The 16,623-nt window shown below is 58.5% G+C and carries 26 protein-coding genes; 4 read left to right on the forward strand and 22 right to left on the reverse strand.

Going from position 1 to position 16,623, the window contains the following annotated elements:
* Positions 1-192 precede the first annotated feature (192 nt).
* The 4 genes from ACVWZG_RS00920 to ACVWZG_RS00935 all read left to right on the forward strand — a co-directional run bounded on the left by ACVWZG_RS00920 (position 193) and on the right by ACVWZG_RS00935 (position 3,619).
* Complete coding sequence (locus ACVWZG_RS00920; RefSeq protein ID WP_457404894.1) at positions 193-762, forward strand: Uma2 family endonuclease; 570 nt, start codon at positions 193-195, stop codon at positions 760-762.
* Between the two features lie 214 nt (positions 763-976).
* Positions 977-1,429, forward strand: a complete 453-nt coding sequence (locus tag ACVWZG_RS00925) for a QcrA and Rieske domain-containing protein (protein ID WP_457404897.1) — start codon at positions 977-979, stop codon at positions 1,427-1,429.
* A 93-nt stretch (positions 1,430-1,522) separates the two neighbouring features.
* The gene (locus tag ACVWZG_RS00930; RefSeq protein WP_457404900.1) at positions 1,523-2,671 is read left to right on the forward strand and encodes a glycosyltransferase; all 1,149 of its coding nucleotides are present in this window, start codon (positions 1,523-1,525) and stop codon (positions 2,669-2,671) included.
* Between the two features lie 108 nt (positions 2,672-2,779).
* Positions 2,780-3,619 (forward strand): PRC-barrel domain-containing protein, encoded by an 840-nt coding sequence (locus ACVWZG_RS00935; protein ID WP_457396814.1) that lies wholly within the window; start codon positions 2,780-2,782, stop codon positions 3,617-3,619.
* 157 nt (positions 3,620-3,776) lie between these two features.
* On the opposite strand, the gene ACVWZG_RS00940 is transcribed toward ACVWZG_RS00935, so the two are convergent.
* From ACVWZG_RS00940 to rplD, 22 genes are all read right to left on the reverse strand, one after another.
* A complete protein-coding gene (locus tag ACVWZG_RS00940; RefSeq protein WP_457404901.1) occupies positions 3,777-4,757 on the reverse strand; it encodes an alpha/beta fold hydrolase in 981 nt (326 codons plus the stop codon).
* A gap of 23 nt (positions 4,758-4,780) precedes the next feature.
* Positions 4,781-5,005 carry a translation initiation factor IF-1 gene (gene infA / locus ACVWZG_RS00945; protein WP_011434173.1) on the reverse strand — a complete coding sequence of 75 codons (225 nt, stop codon included), beginning with the start codon at positions 5,003-5,005 and terminating at the stop codon, positions 4,781-4,783.
* A gap of 130 nt (positions 5,006-5,135) precedes the next feature.
* Entirely contained in the window at positions 5,136-5,909 is a 774-nt protein-coding gene (gene map, locus ACVWZG_RS00950) for a type I methionyl aminopeptidase (protein WP_414344308.1), read from the reverse strand.
* Positions 5,910-5,947: 38 nt separating this feature from the next.
* On the reverse strand, positions 5,948-6,529 hold the full coding sequence (locus ACVWZG_RS00955; protein WP_011434171.1) for an adenylate kinase: 582 nt from the start codon (positions 6,527-6,529) through the stop codon (positions 5,948-5,950).
* Positions 6,529-7,827, reverse strand: a complete 1,299-nt coding sequence (secY, locus tag ACVWZG_RS00960) for a preprotein translocase subunit SecY (protein ID WP_414328927.1) — start codon at positions 7,825-7,827, stop codon at positions 6,529-6,531. Before secY ends, ACVWZG_RS00955 begins: the two co-directional genes overlap by 1 nt.
* Before the next feature lie 173 nt (positions 7,828-8,000).
* Positions 8,001-8,453: a 50S ribosomal protein L15 gene (rplO, locus tag ACVWZG_RS00965; protein ID WP_414406639.1), complete on the reverse strand. Its 453-nt coding sequence runs from the start codon at positions 8,451-8,453 to the stop codon at positions 8,001-8,003.
* Between the two features lie 37 nt (positions 8,454-8,490).
* Entirely contained in the window at positions 8,491-9,027 is a 537-nt protein-coding gene (gene rpsE, locus ACVWZG_RS00970; protein WP_011434168.1) for a 30S ribosomal protein S5, read from the reverse strand.
* Positions 9,028-9,045: 18 nt separating this feature from the next.
* Entirely contained in the window at positions 9,046-9,414 is a 369-nt protein-coding gene (gene rplR, locus ACVWZG_RS00975; protein ID WP_457393085.1) for a 50S ribosomal protein L18, read from the reverse strand.
* Between the two features lie 7 nt (positions 9,415-9,421).
* On the reverse strand, positions 9,422-9,967 hold the full coding sequence (rplF, locus tag ACVWZG_RS00980; protein WP_011434166.1) for a 50S ribosomal protein L6: 546 nt from the start codon (positions 9,965-9,967) through the stop codon (positions 9,422-9,424).
* A gap of 33 nt (positions 9,968-10,000) precedes the next feature.
* Entirely contained in the window at positions 10,001-10,411 is a 411-nt protein-coding gene (rpsH, locus tag ACVWZG_RS00985) for a 30S ribosomal protein S8 (protein ID WP_011434165.1), read from the reverse strand.
* Positions 10,412-10,470: 59 nt separating this feature from the next.
* A complete protein-coding gene (gene rplE, locus ACVWZG_RS00990) occupies positions 10,471-11,013 on the reverse strand; it encodes a 50S ribosomal protein L5 (protein WP_414328930.1) in 543 nt (180 codons plus the stop codon).
* A 66-nt stretch (positions 11,014-11,079) separates the two neighbouring features.
* Positions 11,080-11,478, reverse strand: coding sequence for a 50S ribosomal protein L24 (rplX, locus tag ACVWZG_RS00995; RefSeq protein WP_414389715.1), 399 nt, complete (start codon positions 11,476-11,478; stop codon positions 11,080-11,082).
* Positions 11,478-11,846 (reverse strand): 50S ribosomal protein L14, encoded by a 369-nt coding sequence (gene rplN / locus ACVWZG_RS01000; RefSeq protein WP_011434162.1) that lies wholly within the window; start codon positions 11,844-11,846, stop codon positions 11,478-11,480. Before rplN ends, rplX begins: the two co-directional genes overlap by 1 nt.
* Positions 11,843-12,094, reverse strand: coding sequence for a 30S ribosomal protein S17 (gene rpsQ, locus ACVWZG_RS01005; RefSeq protein ID WP_011434161.1), 252 nt, complete (start codon positions 12,092-12,094; stop codon positions 11,843-11,845). The genes rplN and rpsQ overlap by 4 nt, the downstream gene beginning before the upstream one ends.
* Positions 12,094-12,315 carry a 50S ribosomal protein L29 gene (gene rpmC, locus ACVWZG_RS01010; RefSeq protein ID WP_414389718.1) on the reverse strand — a complete coding sequence of 74 codons (222 nt, stop codon included), beginning with the start codon at positions 12,313-12,315 and terminating at the stop codon, positions 12,094-12,096. The genes rpsQ and rpmC overlap by 1 nt, the downstream gene beginning before the upstream one ends.
* 13 nt (positions 12,316-12,328) lie before the next feature.
* Positions 12,329-12,796 carry a 50S ribosomal protein L16 gene (rplP, locus tag ACVWZG_RS01015; RefSeq protein WP_011434159.1) on the reverse strand — a complete coding sequence of 156 codons (468 nt, stop codon included), beginning with the start codon at positions 12,794-12,796 and terminating at the stop codon, positions 12,329-12,331.
* A 58-nt stretch (positions 12,797-12,854) separates the two neighbouring features.
* Positions 12,855-13,628, reverse strand: coding sequence for a 30S ribosomal protein S3 (gene rpsC, locus ACVWZG_RS01020; RefSeq protein WP_457404905.1), 774 nt, complete (start codon positions 13,626-13,628; stop codon positions 12,855-12,857).
* 42 nt (positions 13,629-13,670) lie between these two features.
* The gene (rplV, locus tag ACVWZG_RS01025; protein WP_011434157.1) at positions 13,671-14,045 is read right to left on the reverse strand and encodes a 50S ribosomal protein L22; all 375 of its coding nucleotides are present in this window, start codon (positions 14,043-14,045) and stop codon (positions 13,671-13,673) included.
* A gap of 45 nt (positions 14,046-14,090) precedes the next feature.
* Positions 14,091-14,372, reverse strand: coding sequence for a 30S ribosomal protein S19 (gene rpsS, locus ACVWZG_RS01030; protein ID WP_414331934.1), 282 nt, complete (start codon positions 14,370-14,372; stop codon positions 14,091-14,093).
* 66 nt (positions 14,373-14,438) lie between these two features.
* Positions 14,439-15,323: a 50S ribosomal protein L2 gene (rplB, locus tag ACVWZG_RS01035; protein WP_414331930.1), complete on the reverse strand. Its 885-nt coding sequence runs from the start codon at positions 15,321-15,323 to the stop codon at positions 14,439-14,441.
* Between the two features lie 49 nt (positions 15,324-15,372).
* Positions 15,373-15,672, reverse strand: coding sequence for a 50S ribosomal protein L23 (locus ACVWZG_RS01040; protein ID WP_414330452.1), 300 nt, complete (start codon positions 15,670-15,672; stop codon positions 15,373-15,375).
* On the reverse strand, positions 15,665-16,615 hold the full coding sequence (rplD, locus tag ACVWZG_RS01045; protein ID WP_011434153.1) for a 50S ribosomal protein L4: 951 nt from the start codon (positions 16,613-16,615) through the stop codon (positions 15,665-15,667). Before rplD ends, ACVWZG_RS01040 begins: the two co-directional genes overlap by 8 nt.
* Between the last annotated feature and the right edge of the window lie 8 nt (positions 16,616-16,623).

The raw sequence follows: 16,623 nt of genomic DNA on the forward strand, positions 1-16,623 counted from the left end.
ACCCATTGAGCCGTCGTGGCCAGAGAGGGAGGGCTCCGTCCCGCTTCTGTGAACGGGATCCTGGGCTAAGATTTGGCTACGCCAAGTGCGGTTCCCGCTGTTGCGACAGCGTTGCAGTTGTCGGCCCAGTGTCGTAGGTACAGCAGCAGGGTGCCCTGGGCATAGCACCATTTATTGCTATAGGGATAGCTAATGACTGCTACAGAAGTACGCTGGACCACTCGGGATATCGAGGCTCTTCCAGAGAATGAATGGATCCGCTACGAGATCATCGACGGAGAACTGCTGGTGACTCGCTCTCCTCATCACAAACATCAGCACATTATCGGGTGTTTGTTCTCCGCACTGCATCGGTGGTCGCTAGAAACAGGATTGGGAGAACCCTCAATCATGCCAGGGATCCTCTTTTCCGAATTTGATAATGTGTCTCCCGATGTTGTTTGGGTTAGTTATGAGCGGCTATCACAGATTCAAGATGAAGCAGGACATTTTCGGGGTGCCCCTGAGCTGGTGGTTGAAGTCCTATCACCTGGAAAAGTTCATGAGGATCGAGACCGCTTGGCAAAACGGAAACTCTACTCTGTGTATGGGGTGCAAGAGTACTGGATCGTCGATCGGCTGGCTCAGAGAGTAGAGGTGTATCGCAGACAACAGGCCCAGTTGGTCTTGGTAGAAACGCTGTTGGCTCAGGATTCGTTGTCTTCCCCCCTGTTGCCCGGCTTTGTCTGCACGGTTGCTGAGCTGTTTACCTCTCGACGTTAGGCTCCAGCACTGCAACAGGCCATAGGGTACCCAAGCAACCAGGGTGCCTGCTGCTGCGTACTCTACCCGGAAAAAGTGCGGCTTGGCCCTGGGCGAAACCGTTCTGGTGTAACAAGATGTTAAGGGCAGCATTTGCACCGGGATCCCTTCTGAAGGGGCCGGGCTTTCGCTGGCCCATGACCTACATTTCGCACACCTCCAAGGACACATAGCCATGTACAACAATCGTCGTGGTTTTCTTCGCTGGCTGGCTCTCGGGTTTGGCTCGTTGGTGGGTTGGTTACCTGGGTTTACCCAGCGCCGTTTTGCCCTGGCCCAGGGAACTGCTTCTGGCTCTAAGGCTTCTGAGCCGGAGTTTGTGAAAGTTGCCACTCTGGCCGATCTCAAAGATGGCCCCTTCAAGGTGGAAAACGCCTTTGGGAAAAACACCGTCACCCTCTGGTTGGTAGGGGATCCGCAAAAAGAAGATTCTCTGCTGGCTTTGGATGCCGCCTGTCCCCATGCGGGGTGTGATGTGAACTGGCGGGGGGAGAACTTTGTCTGCCCCTGTCATGGCTCGGCTTTTGCTGCCGATGGCAGCCGTACCCGTGGCCCGGCCAAGGCAGACCTGGCCATCTACAAGGTCAAGGTGGAGAAGGGAGAAATTTTTGTAGCCAAAGCCTCATAAAGTTCTGGGCAGGCTGTGGGCTTTGAGGCCAGGCAAAAGGAGTCGGGTATCCGGATTGAGAAGACAATGGGCTGAGCTACCGAGGCTCTCCCTATGGCTCGTCCCTACCGCTATCTGTTCCTCTCCACCCCTGTTGGACCTCTGGGATCCGGGGCCGGTGGTGGTGTGGAGCTCAATCTTGCCAACCTGACGCGTGTCTTACTTCAGATGGGATCCCAAGTGCGGGTGTTGGCCCCTGTGGGATCCCGAATGGCGGAGTTGCCGGAGGAGGTGATCGAGCCGGTGGCGGGCCTTCCCCCGGCCTATGCGCAAACCCAGCGCCGCGATCAGCCGGTTCTGATCCACACCCCCTCTCTGCTGGCCAACCTGTGGCAGCGGGCTGCCCACCTGCAAGACCAGTTCGATCTAATCGTGAACTGGAGCTACGATTGGCTCTCGTTTTATTTGACGGATTTTTTCCGCACCCCGGTGGCCCACATTGTTAGCATGGGATCCCTCAGCGATGCCGTCGATCAGGCTCTAGAGCACATTGCCCATCGCTACCCTGGTCGGCTGGCGGTGCATTCGCGGGCGCAAGCCCAGACCTTTGCCTTTGCCCGAGCCGAGATGGCGGCAGGTCGGGATCCCTTTGTCTATCTGCCCTGCGGGGTGGATCTGCGCCTCTACAACTTTGTGCCCCAAGGGAATGGATCCCTGTGTTGGATTGGCCGCATTGCCCCGGAGAAGGGCCTAGAAGACTGTGCTGCCCTAGCCGAGAAGACGGGAAGGCCGGTGGTGATCCTAGGCCACCTGCAAGAGCCAGGCTACTGGCAGCAGATCCAAGAGCAGTACCCGCATGCCCAATTGGATTACCGAGGGTTTTTGCCCACCCCGCAAATGCAGCGGATCTTGGGGCAATGCTCAGCCTTGATCATGACCCCCAAGTGGGTGGAGGCCTTTGGCTTGGTGGCGGTGGAAGCTTTGGCCTGTGGCGTGCCGGTGATTACCTACCGCCGGGGTGGGCCCGCGGAAATTGTCAGCGATGGAGAAACCGGCTGGATCGTCGAGCCGGACAACGTGGCAGCTTTGGCAGAGGCTGTAGAGCGCCTAGATCACATCGACAGGAGCCGCTGTCGGCAACGGGCAGAAGAGCACTATTCCCTGGGCGCGATGGCAGAGCAGTTTCTGGCCTGGAGCAGGCAGATTGGCCGGGATCCCACCTGGGCAGCCCGCGAGGGAGGAGACAGGCAGTGGTACTATTAACTTACTTAATTCTGGCGAACTGTGTCAGACACGCAGCCCAACAACGGGAACGTTTTGACTTACGACGGGGAAACCATCATGACGACTGGGAAAGGATCTGTTGCGCTGGTGCGATCAGAGGTTCGTCGGCGGTCACAGGTTCTGGGAACGCAGGTGATCAGCCAGGGCAACGCAGCCCGGCTTGGGGTAGTCAGCGAAGTTTGGGCAGATCTGGAAGCCAAGCAGGTTCTGGTGCTGGGGGTGCTGGAAAAAGCCCTTGCCGGATCCCCCCGTTTGATGGAGCTGCGGCAGGTAACAGCGTTGGGTCAGGATGCAGTTCTTGTCCCCAGCGAAGAAGTTTTCGATAACTTGGATTTGGAGGGCCTGAGTCGCGTGGTTGGCAGCGAGGTGGTGACCGAGGAAGGGATCCGCCTCGGCAAAGTTAAGGATTTTGAGTTCAACTCCGTCTCCGGCATCATCACGGGCTTGGTGCTCTCCAACCTTGGCCTCACCTTTTTACCTGGCTTTATCCTCAGCACCTATCTGCTCTCCACTGACGAGATTGTCTCTGTGGGCGGGGATCGCCTCATTGTTGCCGATGGCGCCGAGACCCGCCTAACCCAACTGGCCAAGGGGATTTTGGAAACCCTGGGAATCGGCAAGCCCCCTTGGGAAGCCGGAGTTAGCCCTGCTCCTGCCCTGCCCAGTGCTGTCGAGAGTTCCGCCGTCGAGGAAGATTACGAAGAAGAATACGACGAGGAATACGAAGCCGAAGAAGAAGACGTTTACGCAGAAGAAGAGCCTGAACCTGAGCCGCAGCCTGTGCGTCCACGCCCGCCTGAGCCCGCACCCGCCCCCGAACAACCGGCTTGGGAACAGGAGTATGCCAAAGAAGAGACCCCTCCCCCTTCCAGCTCCACTCCTGTGGATAGTGATCCCTGGGAGGATAAGGCCGGGGAGCCCACTTAAGTTGCCGGGCTTGTATCAACTCCCCTTTCCCCTCAGGGAAGTGGCTGGGGGTGGTCGCGTCAGCCGAGAGTACGGTCGTTCCCCCTGATGTCAGGGCTGCTTCTTGCGTCAATCCCCAGCTGTTTTCTTCCAAGGGGTGAAGGGATCCCCCATCTGTCTATCCCGGCAGGGCAGGATCGGCTTCGGCCAAGAAGCGCAAAGCCACCGACAAAAAGGTCTGCGGCGCTTCAATGTGCGGAAAAGCAGCCCCTGGCAACCGGTATATCGGCACCTCCGGGCGCAAGGTGCGATATCGCTCTGCCTGTTCTGGGCCGGTGAGACGATTTTGTTCTCCCCAGACCAGAGCCATGGGCTTGGCCACCACGCGAAAGTCGTCTTCGATGGGCAAGTTGAGCTTGCCGGTGAGAAAAGAACGGGGGGCAAATTGAGCCCCCGCTTGGTGAGCTGCCCGGTAATAGTAGTCCACCACCGCCTCATCCAGGGCGTAGCTGGGGGAGAACAAGCTCTGCTCTGTAAACAAGCGTACACTCCAGGGGGCGGTGATGCCGTTGTAGAAGGCCAACCCCAAAACGGGCAGGCTGAGGAATCCATAGGCAATCTGGGCCAAAGGGATCCCGAGGGCATCGGGGATGAGGCTGTTGTCTCCCAGAGGGGCGATGAGCAACAGCTTCTGCCAATGGTGGGGTTGTAGACGGGCCGAGCGCAGCGCAAACCCTGCCGAGAGGGAATTGGCAATGACGTGACAGGGTCGCCCGATCACCTGCTGGACAAAATCCCCGATCATCTCGGCGTAGAGACTGCCGGTGTACTCCAAATCTGGACGTTCTGAGTTGCCCCACCCCAACAAATCCAGAGCATAGACTTGATAGTGCTGCCCCAGCTCCGCCATAATGGCACGAAACTCATAGCTGGAGGAGCCTGCCCCAATGCCGTGCAACAACAACAACGGCTGGCCGGATCCCATGACCTTGTAAAACAGGCGGTGGCCGCGCCAGAAGTGATGCCTTTCCTCTCCCGGCAGCAGGCTCTGCAGAGGCTGAGTTTGGGAAGAGATCCAAGCGTTGAAAACGGCTAGAGCACCCAACCCGCCGACAGTAGTCCAGAGCCCGATCTTGAGAACTTGGCTCAGCTCTTTCATCCTCAGCAGCCCAGCTAGGGAACCTACTTTTTCTTAAGGCGGTAGGTGATGCGCCCTTTGTTGAGGTCATAGGGGCTCAGCTCCACCTTAACCCGGTCGCCGGGCAAGATCTTGATGTAGTTGCGGCGAATTTTGCCGGAGATATGAGCGAGCACGTTGAAGCCGTTGTCCAGATCCACTCGGAACATGGCGTTGGGCAGGGATTCCGTAACAACCCCCTCCATTTCAATGGCATCTTCCTTAGACAATGAGCCCTCCCAAAAACGACATAACAAACAACAGAACAATCCACAGCCGCGACGACACGCGCTGTTAAGAAATGAAAATATACTCCACCTCTTCTATCCTAACCGTTGCAGTCCTTCATCAGGAGATCCCTTAGGACTGAAAAGGCGTGCGATCGGTCAAAATTTCTGCCCCAGACTCGGTGACCAAGACCGTGTGCTCAAACTGAGCTGACCAAGAGCCATCTACTGTGACCACCGTCCATTGGTCTGGCAACACTCGGGTTGCCTCTCCCCCCGCATTCACCATCGGCTCAATGGCCACTGTCATGCCGGAGCGCAGCTTGGGATTGGGCAGATCGCGGGTGCGATAGTTGGGAAACTGCGGCTCCTCGTGCAGGTTGCGCCCCACCCCGTGACCGACATACTGCTTCACCACAGAATAGCCCCGCCCCTCGATGTAATCTTCAATGGCGCCTGAGACATCCTGAAGCCAAACGCCGTGGCGCACACAGTCGATGCCCGTCTGCAGGGCTTTGGCCGCAGTATCGATCAGATCCCGAGCTGCGTCGCTCAGGGGTTCCAGGCCGATGGTGATACAGGAATCCGCATGCCAGCCCTCGACGATGGCACCAAAATCCACTTTGACCACATCTCCCGGCTGCACCACTTTACGGGGACTGGGGATCCCGTGCACCACCTCATGGTTGACACTGACACAAACGCAGGCGGGAAAGCCGTAGTAGCCCTTGAAACTGGGCAAAGCATTGAGTTGGGCCACCCGTCTCTCAGCATAGGTATCGATATCTGCCGTAGTCCAGCCCGGCTCTAGGCGCTCCGCGATCTCCTGCAATACTTGGGCCACCACCCGACCGGCCCGCCGCATTTTCTCCACTTCGCGGCGAGATTTGATCTCAATAAGCTGCATGCCCCGCCGCTGGGAGGGATTTCCAGCTCCTGCTCTGATCACGCCGTCCTCCTGAAGCCTTCCAAAAGAGCCTGCAGATGTTCCTGTACGGATTCCATCGGCTGGTTGCCGTTGACCCGTTGCAAGCGCCCCTTGGCCTCATAAAAATCAATTAGGGGAGCCGTCTGCTGCCGATAGACCTCCAGACGCTTGAGAATCACCGACCGATCCGCATCATCGCTGCGCCCCTGTTCCTTGCCCCGGGCCAGCAGCCGGGCCACCACCACCTCATCCGGCACCTCCAAGTTGAGGACGTAGTCATAATCTTGGCCCAGCTCTTGCAGCAGCTCTTCCAAGGCCTCTGCCTGGGCTAAGGTGCGAGGAAATCCATCTAGGATCCAGCCCTGCTCTGGAGATTGCTGCAACTGCCCCTTCACCATTCCGATCAGCACCTCGTCAGGCACCAGCTCTCCCGCATCCATGTAAACCTTGGCCTGGCACCCCAGGGGCGTTTGGGCTTTCACCTCGGCCCGCAACAGATCGCCTGTGGAAATTTTGGGCGTGTGGTAAATGGCCGCCAGTCGCTCCGCCTGTGTACCTTTGCCCGCCCCCGGCGGCCCCAGAAAGATCAACCTCGGCACTACTGTTTGACCATCCCTTCGTAGCGTTGTGAGATGACATAAGTCTGGATCTGCTTGGAGGTCTCAATCGCCACCCCCACCAAAATCAGCAGCGAGGTCGCCCCCAAACCTTGGAAAGTGGTGATGCCGGTTGCCCGTTCCACCGTCGTCGGGATGATGGCCACCGCGCACAGGAACAAAGCCCCCAGCAGCGTCAGGCGGTTGAGGATCCCTTCGACATACTCGGCAGTGGCCTTGCCTGGGCGTACCCCTGGAATGCTGGCCCCCATCTTCTTCAAGTTTTGAGCCAGATCCACCGGGTTGATGAGCAAAGAGGCGTAGAAGTAGCTGAAGAAGAGGATCAGCACGAAATAAAAAGGAATGTAGAACCAGGAGGTGGGGGATAGGAAGTTGGCCACTTGCACCAAAGTCAGGTTTTGGGTGTACTGGGCCAGGGCCAGAGGCAGGGACATCACCGAGTAGGCAAAGATGATCGGCATCACCCCCCCTTGGTTTAGCCTCAGGGGCAGATAGCTTTTCTGCTCGCGGAACAGCTTGTTGCCCACCTGGCGCTTGGCGTAGACGATAGGGATCTTGCGGCTGCCTTCTTGGACAAAGACAATGCCGACAATGGTGACCAAAAAGATTGCCAGCAACAGCAAGATGCCACCGATGGTGCTGCTATCGGCACGGGCCAGGCTAATAGTCTGTCCGAGGGCACGGGGCAGAGTGGCAACAATGTTGACGAAGATCAAGAGCGAAGGGCCACTTCCCACCCCTTTCTCCGTGATCATCTCTCCCAGCCACATCACAAACAGGGATCCCGCCGCCAGAGCCAGGGTGGTGGAGGCCATGAAGGCCAACTCATTGGTAGTACTGGCAAACTCCCGCACCCAAAAGGAAATGCCAATGCCCTGGATGATGGCCCAGCCCAAGGTGACATAGCGGGTGTACTGAGAAATCTGCCGCCGCCCCTGTTCTCCCTCGTTTTTCTGCAGGTTCTCCAAGGCTGGAATGGCCGAGACCAGCAACTGCATGATAATTGAGGCATTGATGAAGGGCAGGATCCCAAGGGCGAAAATTCCCAAAGCAGAAATCCCCCCGCCGGAGAAGACATCCAGCAAGCCAAACACAGGGCTGTTGGCAGCTTCGGCGGCAAAGCGGGCCCGATCGATACTGGGAATGGGGATGTAAATGCCCAGTCTGACCAACAGCAGCAAGCCCAAGGTGAGAAACAGACGGCTGCGCAGGCCAGAGGCCATAGCCATCTGCATAAAGGTCTCTTGGGCAGAAGGGGCGGAGCCTCGTGTGTCAACCATAGGGAAGAGAATCTCGCGGGAGCAAAAGGTAAGGTGAGCTATCTACCACTCTACGCTGCCGGTGGTGCAGTCGGCAAAATCAAAGTAAATCCAGAGAAATCAAAGTAAATCCAGAGAAAGTGCAACTCAGCGCCACCCGGCAGAAGCCGGCCAGAGCAACGGGAAGAAGGGGTTTAGGATCCCAAGATTTCCACCCGACCTCCGGCTGCCTCGATCTTGGCTTTGGCTGAAGCGGTAATAGCCGCCGCCCTGATCGTCAGGGGCACGCTGACTTCCCCATCTCCCAAGATCTTCAGCGGGCCATCGTTGGTGGTGACGATCCCTCGTTCCATTAAGCTTTGCAGGCTGACCTCGCTGCCGGCAGGCAGATCCGCCAAGGCGCGCAGGTTGACCAGGGTGTATTCCAGACGCCGCCTGTAGCGGGGGAAATGCTTAAGCTTGGGCAAACGCCGGTAGAGGGGAGTCTGCCCCCCTTCGAAGCCGGGTCGTGTACTGCCCCCCTTGCGGGCCTTTTGCCCCCGCATCCCCTTGCCACAGGAGGCTCCCTGTCCAGCAGAGACGCCACGACCTAGGCGCCGCCGCCGCCGCGTCGAACCTGCTTGAGGCCGAATGTCTTCCAGTCGCATGTCTACCTCTGGCTCACTTGCTCGATATACCTGTCCATCACTTGCCAAGTAGGCGGCGCACATCGATGTCTCGGTCTTGGGCCACCTGCTTGAAGGTACGCATCCGCCGCAGCGCATCGATGGTGGCACGGGCATTGTTAAGGGGGTTGCTGGATCCCAGTTGCTTGGCCAAGCTGTTGCGTACACCCGCCAGCTCCAGAACGGTGCGGACTGCCCCCCCTGCAATGACTCCTGTGCCAGGAGCTGCTGGCATGACCAAGACAGTGGCACCGCCGCCTGCCCCCTGCATGGGATGGGGTACGGACAAACCTTTGGTGAGGGGCACCTCAATCAGGTGTTTTTTACCGTCCACAACTCCCTTGCGCACTGCTCCGATCACATCGTTGGCTTTGCCCACGCCAACCCCGACTTGGCCCCGCTCGTTGCCGACCACCACCACAGCGCGGAAGCTCAACTTCTTGCCGCCCTTGACCACCTTGGTGACGCGGCGAATCTGGATGACCCGCTCTTGCCACTCGGTGGGTTGCTCTTCGCGGTTTTTTTTGCTTCTGCGACGTTCCCTCTGCTCAGCCATGTGCTATGTCCTCAGTAGCTAGAACTGTAACCCTGCTTCTCGGGCAGCTTCTGCCAAAGCCTGAACGCGCCCGTGATAGAGCTTGCCCCCCCGATCGAAAACCACGCGGGAAATGCCCATCTGTAAGGCTCGTTCGGCAACTGAGCGGCCCACCAAGGCAGCCGCTTCTTGAGTAGCCGTCCCCGTTTCTTTGAATTTTTCGCGCAGCTCCGTGTCCAAGGTGGAGGCGGAGGTTAAGGTATGCTGGGCTACATCGTCGATCACCTGGGCGTAGATGTGTCGATGGGAGCGAAACACGGCCAGGCGAGGCCGCTCGGCAGTGCCGAAGACTTTGCGGCGAATGCGCCGATGACGACGTTGGGTGGTGATTTTGCGGCTGGCTTTCATAGGCTATTCACTTCTTCGCTTTCCCCGATTTACCTGCCTTGCGGCGAACTTGTTCCCCTAGATAACGGATCCCTTTCCCCTTGTAGGGCTCTGGGGGCCGGACGGCTCGGATACGGGCGGCAGTATTGCCCACCAGTTCTTTATCTGTGCCTGAGACAACAATGATGTTGTTTCCCTCAACGGCAATTTGGATGCCAGGGGGAAAGGGGATCTCCACAGGATGGCTGTAGCCAACGTTCAAAACCAACTTGCTGCCTTGGATGGCAGCCCGGTAGCCCACGCCCACCAATTCCAGCCGCCGCTCAAATCCCTTGGACACTCCGTCTACCATGTTGGCGACCAAGGTGCGGCAGAGGCCGTGCAGTTGGCGGGCAGGACGAGAATCGTTGAGACGGCTGACCGTGAGCATCTGAGCGTTTTGCTGGACTGTGATCAAGGGCGGCAAACTGCGGGACAGTTGACCTTTCGGGCCTTTCACTGCAATGTGTTGGCCGTCGATCTGGATCTCCACCTTGGCAGGAAGGGCGATGGGGCGTCTACCGATACGGGACATGGGAAAAACTCCTGACCAGAGAAAACTTAAGGTCTAGTAGACAAGACAGAGGACTTCACCACCAATGCCCTGCTTACGAGCCTCCCGGTCGGTCATGATGCCGTTGGAGGTGGAGATGATGGCGATCCCAATTCCTCCCAGCACTCGGGGCAGCTCTTTGTGGTTGCGGTAAACCCGCAGGCCGGGTCGGCTCACCCGCTTTAAGCCATTGATGATGGGCCTGCAGTTGCGGCCTTTGCCCTTGTACTTCAATCGCAACACCACTCGGGCTTGGATCCCTTCTCCCTCCTCCTTCCATTCGCTGACGAACCCTTCCTCATGAAGAACGCGAGCGATGCTGCGGGTCATGCGTGTGGCCGGAACTGCCACCGACTCGTGCCGAGCCATGGTGGCATTGCGAATGCGGGTGAGCATATCGGCGATCGTGTCGTTGGTGTGGGCCATCGGTGGGTCAGTGCTCCTCGGAAGATCGATGCAGATCAAGAAAAGTCAGGGTGGGCAACCTAGGAGGCAAAGGGCATGCCAAACGCTTTGAGCAGGGCACGGCCCTCTTCGTCGGTTTTAGCAGTGGTCACAATTGAAATATCCATACCTCGCAACTGATCCACAGAGTCATAGTTGATTTCGGGAAAAATCAGTTGTTCGCGGATGCCGAGGGTGTAGTTGCCTCGTCCATCAAAGGCTTTGGGGCTGACGCCGCGGAAGTCACGGATACGGGGCAGAGCAATGTTGATCAGGCGATCCAAAAACGCATACATGCGCTCCCGCCGTAGGGTTACCATCAGGCCAACCGGCATGCCCTTGCGAATCTTGAAGCTGGCAATTGCCTTTTTGGCGCGGGTGATCACCGGACGCTGACCGGTGATGGCGCTGATCTCGGCAATGGAAGATTCCAGAGCCTTGGCATTTTGGGAAGCTTCCCCCAAGCCGCGGTTGATGACGATCTTCTCCAGGCGGGGCACCTGATGGATGTTGGTGTAGCCCAACTCCTTTTGCAGCTTGGGGACGATGACGGTGTTGTAGTGGATTTGCAGACGCTGGGGCATGGTGGCTTCTCCTTGTGGCTCTGGGCTGGGTCAGAGCCAAACCAATGGTGGAAAGGGATCAAAAGCTTAGTCGAGAATCTCACCCGTTTTCTTAAGGACGCGAACCTTGCGACCATCGGCGGTGATTTGATAGCCGATACGGCTGGCCACCTCCTGCTTCTTGGAATAGGCCATCACTTTGCAGACGGGAATGGGAGCTTCCTTGGTCTCAATTCGGCCACTTTCCCCTTCTCGCTGAGGTTTGCGGTGGTAGGTAACAATGTTAACCCCTTCCACCAAAACCATGTTGCGCTCGGGAAAAACGCGCAGCACCTCGCCGATTTTGCCTTTGTCATCGCCGGAGATCACCTGCACGGTATCCCCTTGCTTGATACGCATTTTGTAGCGCAGGCTGTTGCGGTGCTTGCGAATGCCGGGGCGCCGAACTAGGCGCTGAATTTGGCTGGGTTTGAGGGGGCGAACCATCAGAGTACCTCCGGGGCCAGGGAGATGATCTTGGTGAAGTTTTTCTCCCGCAGCTCGCGGGCTACAGGGCCGAAAACACGAGTTCCACGGGGATTGCCATCATTGTTGATGATCACGGCAGCATTGTCGTCGAAGCGGATGCACATGCCGTCAGGGCGACGTACCGTATCGACGGTGCGGATAACAACGGCCTTGACAACATCGGATTTTTTGACGGGCATGTTGGGCAGGGCATCCTTGACGACACCAATGATCACATCGCCCAAGCTGGCGTAGCGACGGCCACTGCTGCCCAGCACGCGAATACACATCATCTTGCGAGCACCGGTGTTGTCGGCCACCGTCAGCATAGTTTGCTGCTGAATCATAGTTTCTTCACCTCCCTCAGGATTTCGGCAACTTGCCAACGCTTGGTGCGGCTAAGGGGACGGGTTTCCGTGATGCGCACCAGATCCCCTTCTTGACAGCGGTTTTCCTCGTCGTGGGCCTTAAACTTCTTGGTCTTGACGACGATCTTGCCGTACTTCGGGTGAGCAACTCGATTTTCCACAGCAACAACCACCGTTTTTTGCATCTTGTTGCTGACAACAATGCCAATCTTCTCCCGAACAGCCATTACTCCTCCTGGGTTGGGCGTTTGCCCCGCTTACGCTCTCCCTCCACAGTTAGTAGTTGCGCCAGCTTGTGTTTGCGCAGCCGGATGAGATGGGGCTGGTTCAACTGCCGCGTGGCCTGCTGCAAACGCAGCTCAAACAGCTCTTTCTTGACGGCGTAGATTTCGTTGCTCAGCTCTTCGTCCGATAAAGCACGGGCATCAGCAATTTTGGGCATGGGCATGGCTGAACTCTCCTCATACACTGCTGGTGGCCACCTCTGAAGCCGTTGCCTGGGCGGGCTCTGGCTTTTCAAAGTCGGCTTTGGTTACAAACTTGACCTTAATGGGCAGCTTCTGGGCGGCAAGGCGCATGGCCTCGCGGGCGATGGGCTCTGCCACTCCCCCCATTTCGAAGAGGATACGGCCCGGCTTGACGACACAAACCCAGTACTCAGGGTTGCCTTTGCCGGATCCCATGCGGGTTTCCGCGGCTCGCTGGGTAACGGGCTTGTCGGGAAAGATGCGAATCCAGATTTGGCCGCCCCGCCGAACATAGCGGGTCATGGCTCGACGGCTGGCCTCGATCTGTCGAGCTGTAATCCAGGCGGGTTCTAGGGCCACAAGGCCGTATTCCCCAAAGTTGATGCGGTTGCCACGGGTCGCTTTGCCTTTCATGCGCCCGCGCTGTTGCTTGCGGTATTTGGTGCGTTTGGGGCTTAACATGGCCGTTCCTCAATCATGGGTAACTGATGGGGATCCCTGGGCATTGCCAAACCGGCGGTCAAGCCTCTGCTTGAGCCGAGCGATCTTCAAAGGTGGGCCGCCGCCGCTGCTGCCGACGTTTGGGCTGTTGCAGGGGAAACTTTTGTTCGTGACGTTCCTGCCCGGGCAGAACTTCCCCTTTGAAGACCCAGACCTTGACCCCGATGATGCCGAAAGTGGTGTGGGCGAGGTGCTCGGCGTAGTCGATGTCGGCCCGCAAAGTATGCAAAGGGATCCGCCCCTCCCGCGTCCATTCGGTGCGGGCAATCTCGGCCCCGTTCAGACGCCCGGCAATTTGGATTTTGATCCCTTGTACACCTGCCCGCTGGGCCCGTTGGATCACCTGGCGCACGATGCGGCGAAAGGCAATCCGCCGTTCCAACTGTTGGGCAATGTTTTCCGCCAACAAGGTCGCCTCGGCATCGGCACGGGTGACCTCTACTACATTGATGCGAATGGTTCGCTCGCCACCACCTCGTGAACCAGGGCTTTGTCCCGCTAGCGCGGACAGCTCTTTCTGTAGACCTTGGCGCAAAGTCTCTAGGCTGGATCCGCCCCGACCCACGACCACCCCAGGGCGAGCAGCCCGGATCTCCAGGTCAATTTGATCCGCTTTGCGCTCGATTTGGATATCGGCCAAACCAGCACTGCTCAGTTGCTTGGTCAGGTAGGTGCGAATCTGGTCGTCCTCCTGTAACAAGGCTGGGTAGCGGGCTGGATCGGCAAACCAGCGGCTGCGATGCTCCTTAATCACGCCGAGGCGGAAACCGGTGGGGTGGATCTTCTGTCCCATGGTGGTGTCGGTTGAAGGGTAAAGGGCTAGAAATACAGGAGGTTAAGAGGCCGTCGCCGCTTCAGCTTCCTCTATGGGCCGGACGGCGATGGTGATGTGACAGGTGCGCTTGCGAATGGGGTAGGCCCGCCCTTGGGCGCGGGGGCGAAACCGTTTCAGGACGGGCCCCTGATCAGCATAGGCCTGGCTGATCACCAGATCCCGAGGATCCAAGCCGTTGTTGTGCTCTGCGTTGGCCACCGCCGAGCGCAGCACCTTACGAACCGGCTCACAGGCAGCGTAGGGCATGAACTCCAAAAGAATCAGGGCATCGGCATAGGTGCGCCCACGGATCTGATCCAACACCCGCCGCACTTTAAAGGGGGACATGCGGATATAGCGGGCTACCGCTTTAACCTCAGGGGATGAATCGGCCATGGCCCTCTCCTTGCCTACTCGATACTTTCCTGTTCGTTATTCCTCTCAACGGCGAGCGGCTTTTTTGTCGCTCCCCGCGTGACCGCGGAAGGTACGGGTGGGAACGAATTCCCCCAGCTTGTGACCCACCATCTGATCGGTGATGTAGATGGGCACGTGTTGCTTGCCGTTGTGAACGGCGATGGTGTGGCCGATCATGACCGGCAAGATGGTGCTGGCCCGCGACCAGGTCTTGATCATGTGCTTCTCGTTGCGCTCGTTCATCTTCTCCACCTTGAGAAGCAGCTTGGCATCCACAAAGGGGCCTTTTTTCAGCGAACGTCCCATAAGAACCTCAACTGTTTGACAAGCAATGACCATCGAAGAAGCTTCAGGAAGCGCATGGCCAGACGGCTATTGGGCAGCCCTTCCGCCCTTGTCTCGACGGCCCCCGCGACGACGACCGCGCACGATGAACTTGCTGCTGGGCTTGTTGCGTTTGCGGGTTTTGTATCCCAGGGTGGGCTTACCCCAAGGGGTGACGGGGGTACTGCGGCCTATGGGGGCTCGCCCTTCCCCGCCGCCATGGGGATGATCCACAGGGTTCATCACCGAGCCACGCACCTTAGGACGGCGCCCCAACCAACGACTGCGACCCGCCTTGCCCAGGCTGATGTTGTTGTGGTCAACATTGCCCAGTTGGCCGATGGTGGCGTAGCACTCGCCGCGGATCATGCGAACCTCACCAGAGGGCAGCTTGAGGGAGACATATTTGCCTTCTCTGGCCACCACTTGAGCGCCAGCCCCGGCAGCGCGAACCATCTGTCCGCCGCGACCAGGATACAGCTCCACGTTGTGAACCACCGTTCCCAGGGGGATCCGCTCCAGGGGCATGGCATTGCCGATCTCAAAGGGGGCCTCTGGCCCAGCCATGATGGTGGATCCCACCTGTAGGTTGCGGGGAGCGAGGATGTAGCGTTTCTCGCCGTCTTCGTATTCCACCAGGCAGATGTGGGCGCTACGGTTGGGATCGTACTCCACAGTTTTGACGGTCGCCGGGATCCCCCGCTTGTCGCGACGGAAGTCGATGATGCGGTAAAGCCGCTTGTGGCCACCACCGCGGTGCCGGCAGGTGATGACGCCACGGTTGTTGCGCCCTTTCTTGCGGTGAATAAATTGCAGCAGCGACTTTTCCGGTCTGGGCCGCTTGCCGTTCTCGTCACGGGACAGCTCCTCGAAGTCAGAGACCGTCATGTGACGGGTGCTGGGGGTGTAGGGTCGGAGAGTACGAATGCCCATGGCTCGGGTAGGGGTGGGGGATGGGATGACAACAACTCAAAAAGGGGGGTTAGGTGTCCGGGAAGAGGGTGATGGAATCTCCCTCCGCCAAGGTCACGATGGCTCGCTTGGGACGGGTGCGGTAGCCCACAAAGCGGCCCACCCGCCGTTGCTTGCGCGGGAGCTTCAGGGTGTTGACGGAAGTAACTCGCACGCGGAACATTTCTTCGACGGCAGCTCGGATGAGCGGCTTGGTGGCGGTGGGCAGCACTTCAAAGACATATTTGCGCTGCTCCATCAAGGCGGTTGCCTTTTCGGTGATGACGGGGCGCAACAGGACGTCGGCCAGGATCCGCTTGCTCTCAGTCATCGCTTTCCTCCTCTGCTGGGGCTGTTTCGGCCTCTTCTACCGTTGACGGCTCTGCTCCTTGAGCCAGTTCTTCTGCTGGATCTTGGGGCTCTTCGGTTTGCTCTTCTGGCCCCTGCGGATCTGCTGGACGTCCTTGGAGGGCAGCTTGGTTTTCCTGGGCCTCAGGTTGGGCTGGGGTTTGCTCTGCTTCCTCGTGTTCGCTTTCTGGAACGGCCTGATCTTCCGGCCCATCTCCGGGCAGGGCCTGATCTTCGGCTATGTCGGCCTGAGGTGCATCCTCAGAGGGAGTCTCCAGAACTGCCGGCGCAGCGTCGGATCCCCAACGGGCCTTGAGCTGCTCTAGGGCAGAAACGGTGATCAGCACCCAATCGACGTTGAGCAGATCGAAAACGTTGATCTGATCCAGGCCGATCAGCTTAACGCGGGCGATGTTGCGCACGGCCCGCTCTACGGCTTCCGAGCGTTCGGCAACGATGAGCAGAGCCGATTGATCTTCCATCACCCCCCAGCGCAGCAAAGCCTGGGCCACAGCACGGGTTTTGGGCGGGTTGAGCTGCTCCTGGAAATCCTCCACCACGATCAGGTCTTCCACCCGACTTTGCAGAGCGGTGCGCAGGGCCAGTTGCCGTTCTTTGCGGTTCATGGCCAGGTTGTATTCCCGCTTGCGGGGGCCGAAGATCACCCCCCCTTTGCGCCAAAGTGGGGAGCGGATGGAGCCGGCACGGGCCCGACCGGTGCCTTTCTGCTTCCAAGGCTTGCGACCGCCGCCGCGCACCTCAGCTCGGGTCTTGGTGTGGGCGTTGCCCTGACGAGCATTGGTCATCTGCCGGCGCAGTGCCAGATAGAGGATGTGGGCGGCTGTTTCGGGACGAGCAACTTTAAGGCTCAGCTCCGCGCTGCCCACCGTTTCCCCTTGCCAATTTTTCACCACACAACTTGCCATGGTTTCCT

The organism is Thermostichus sp. OS-CIW-33, from assembly GCF_054059615.1.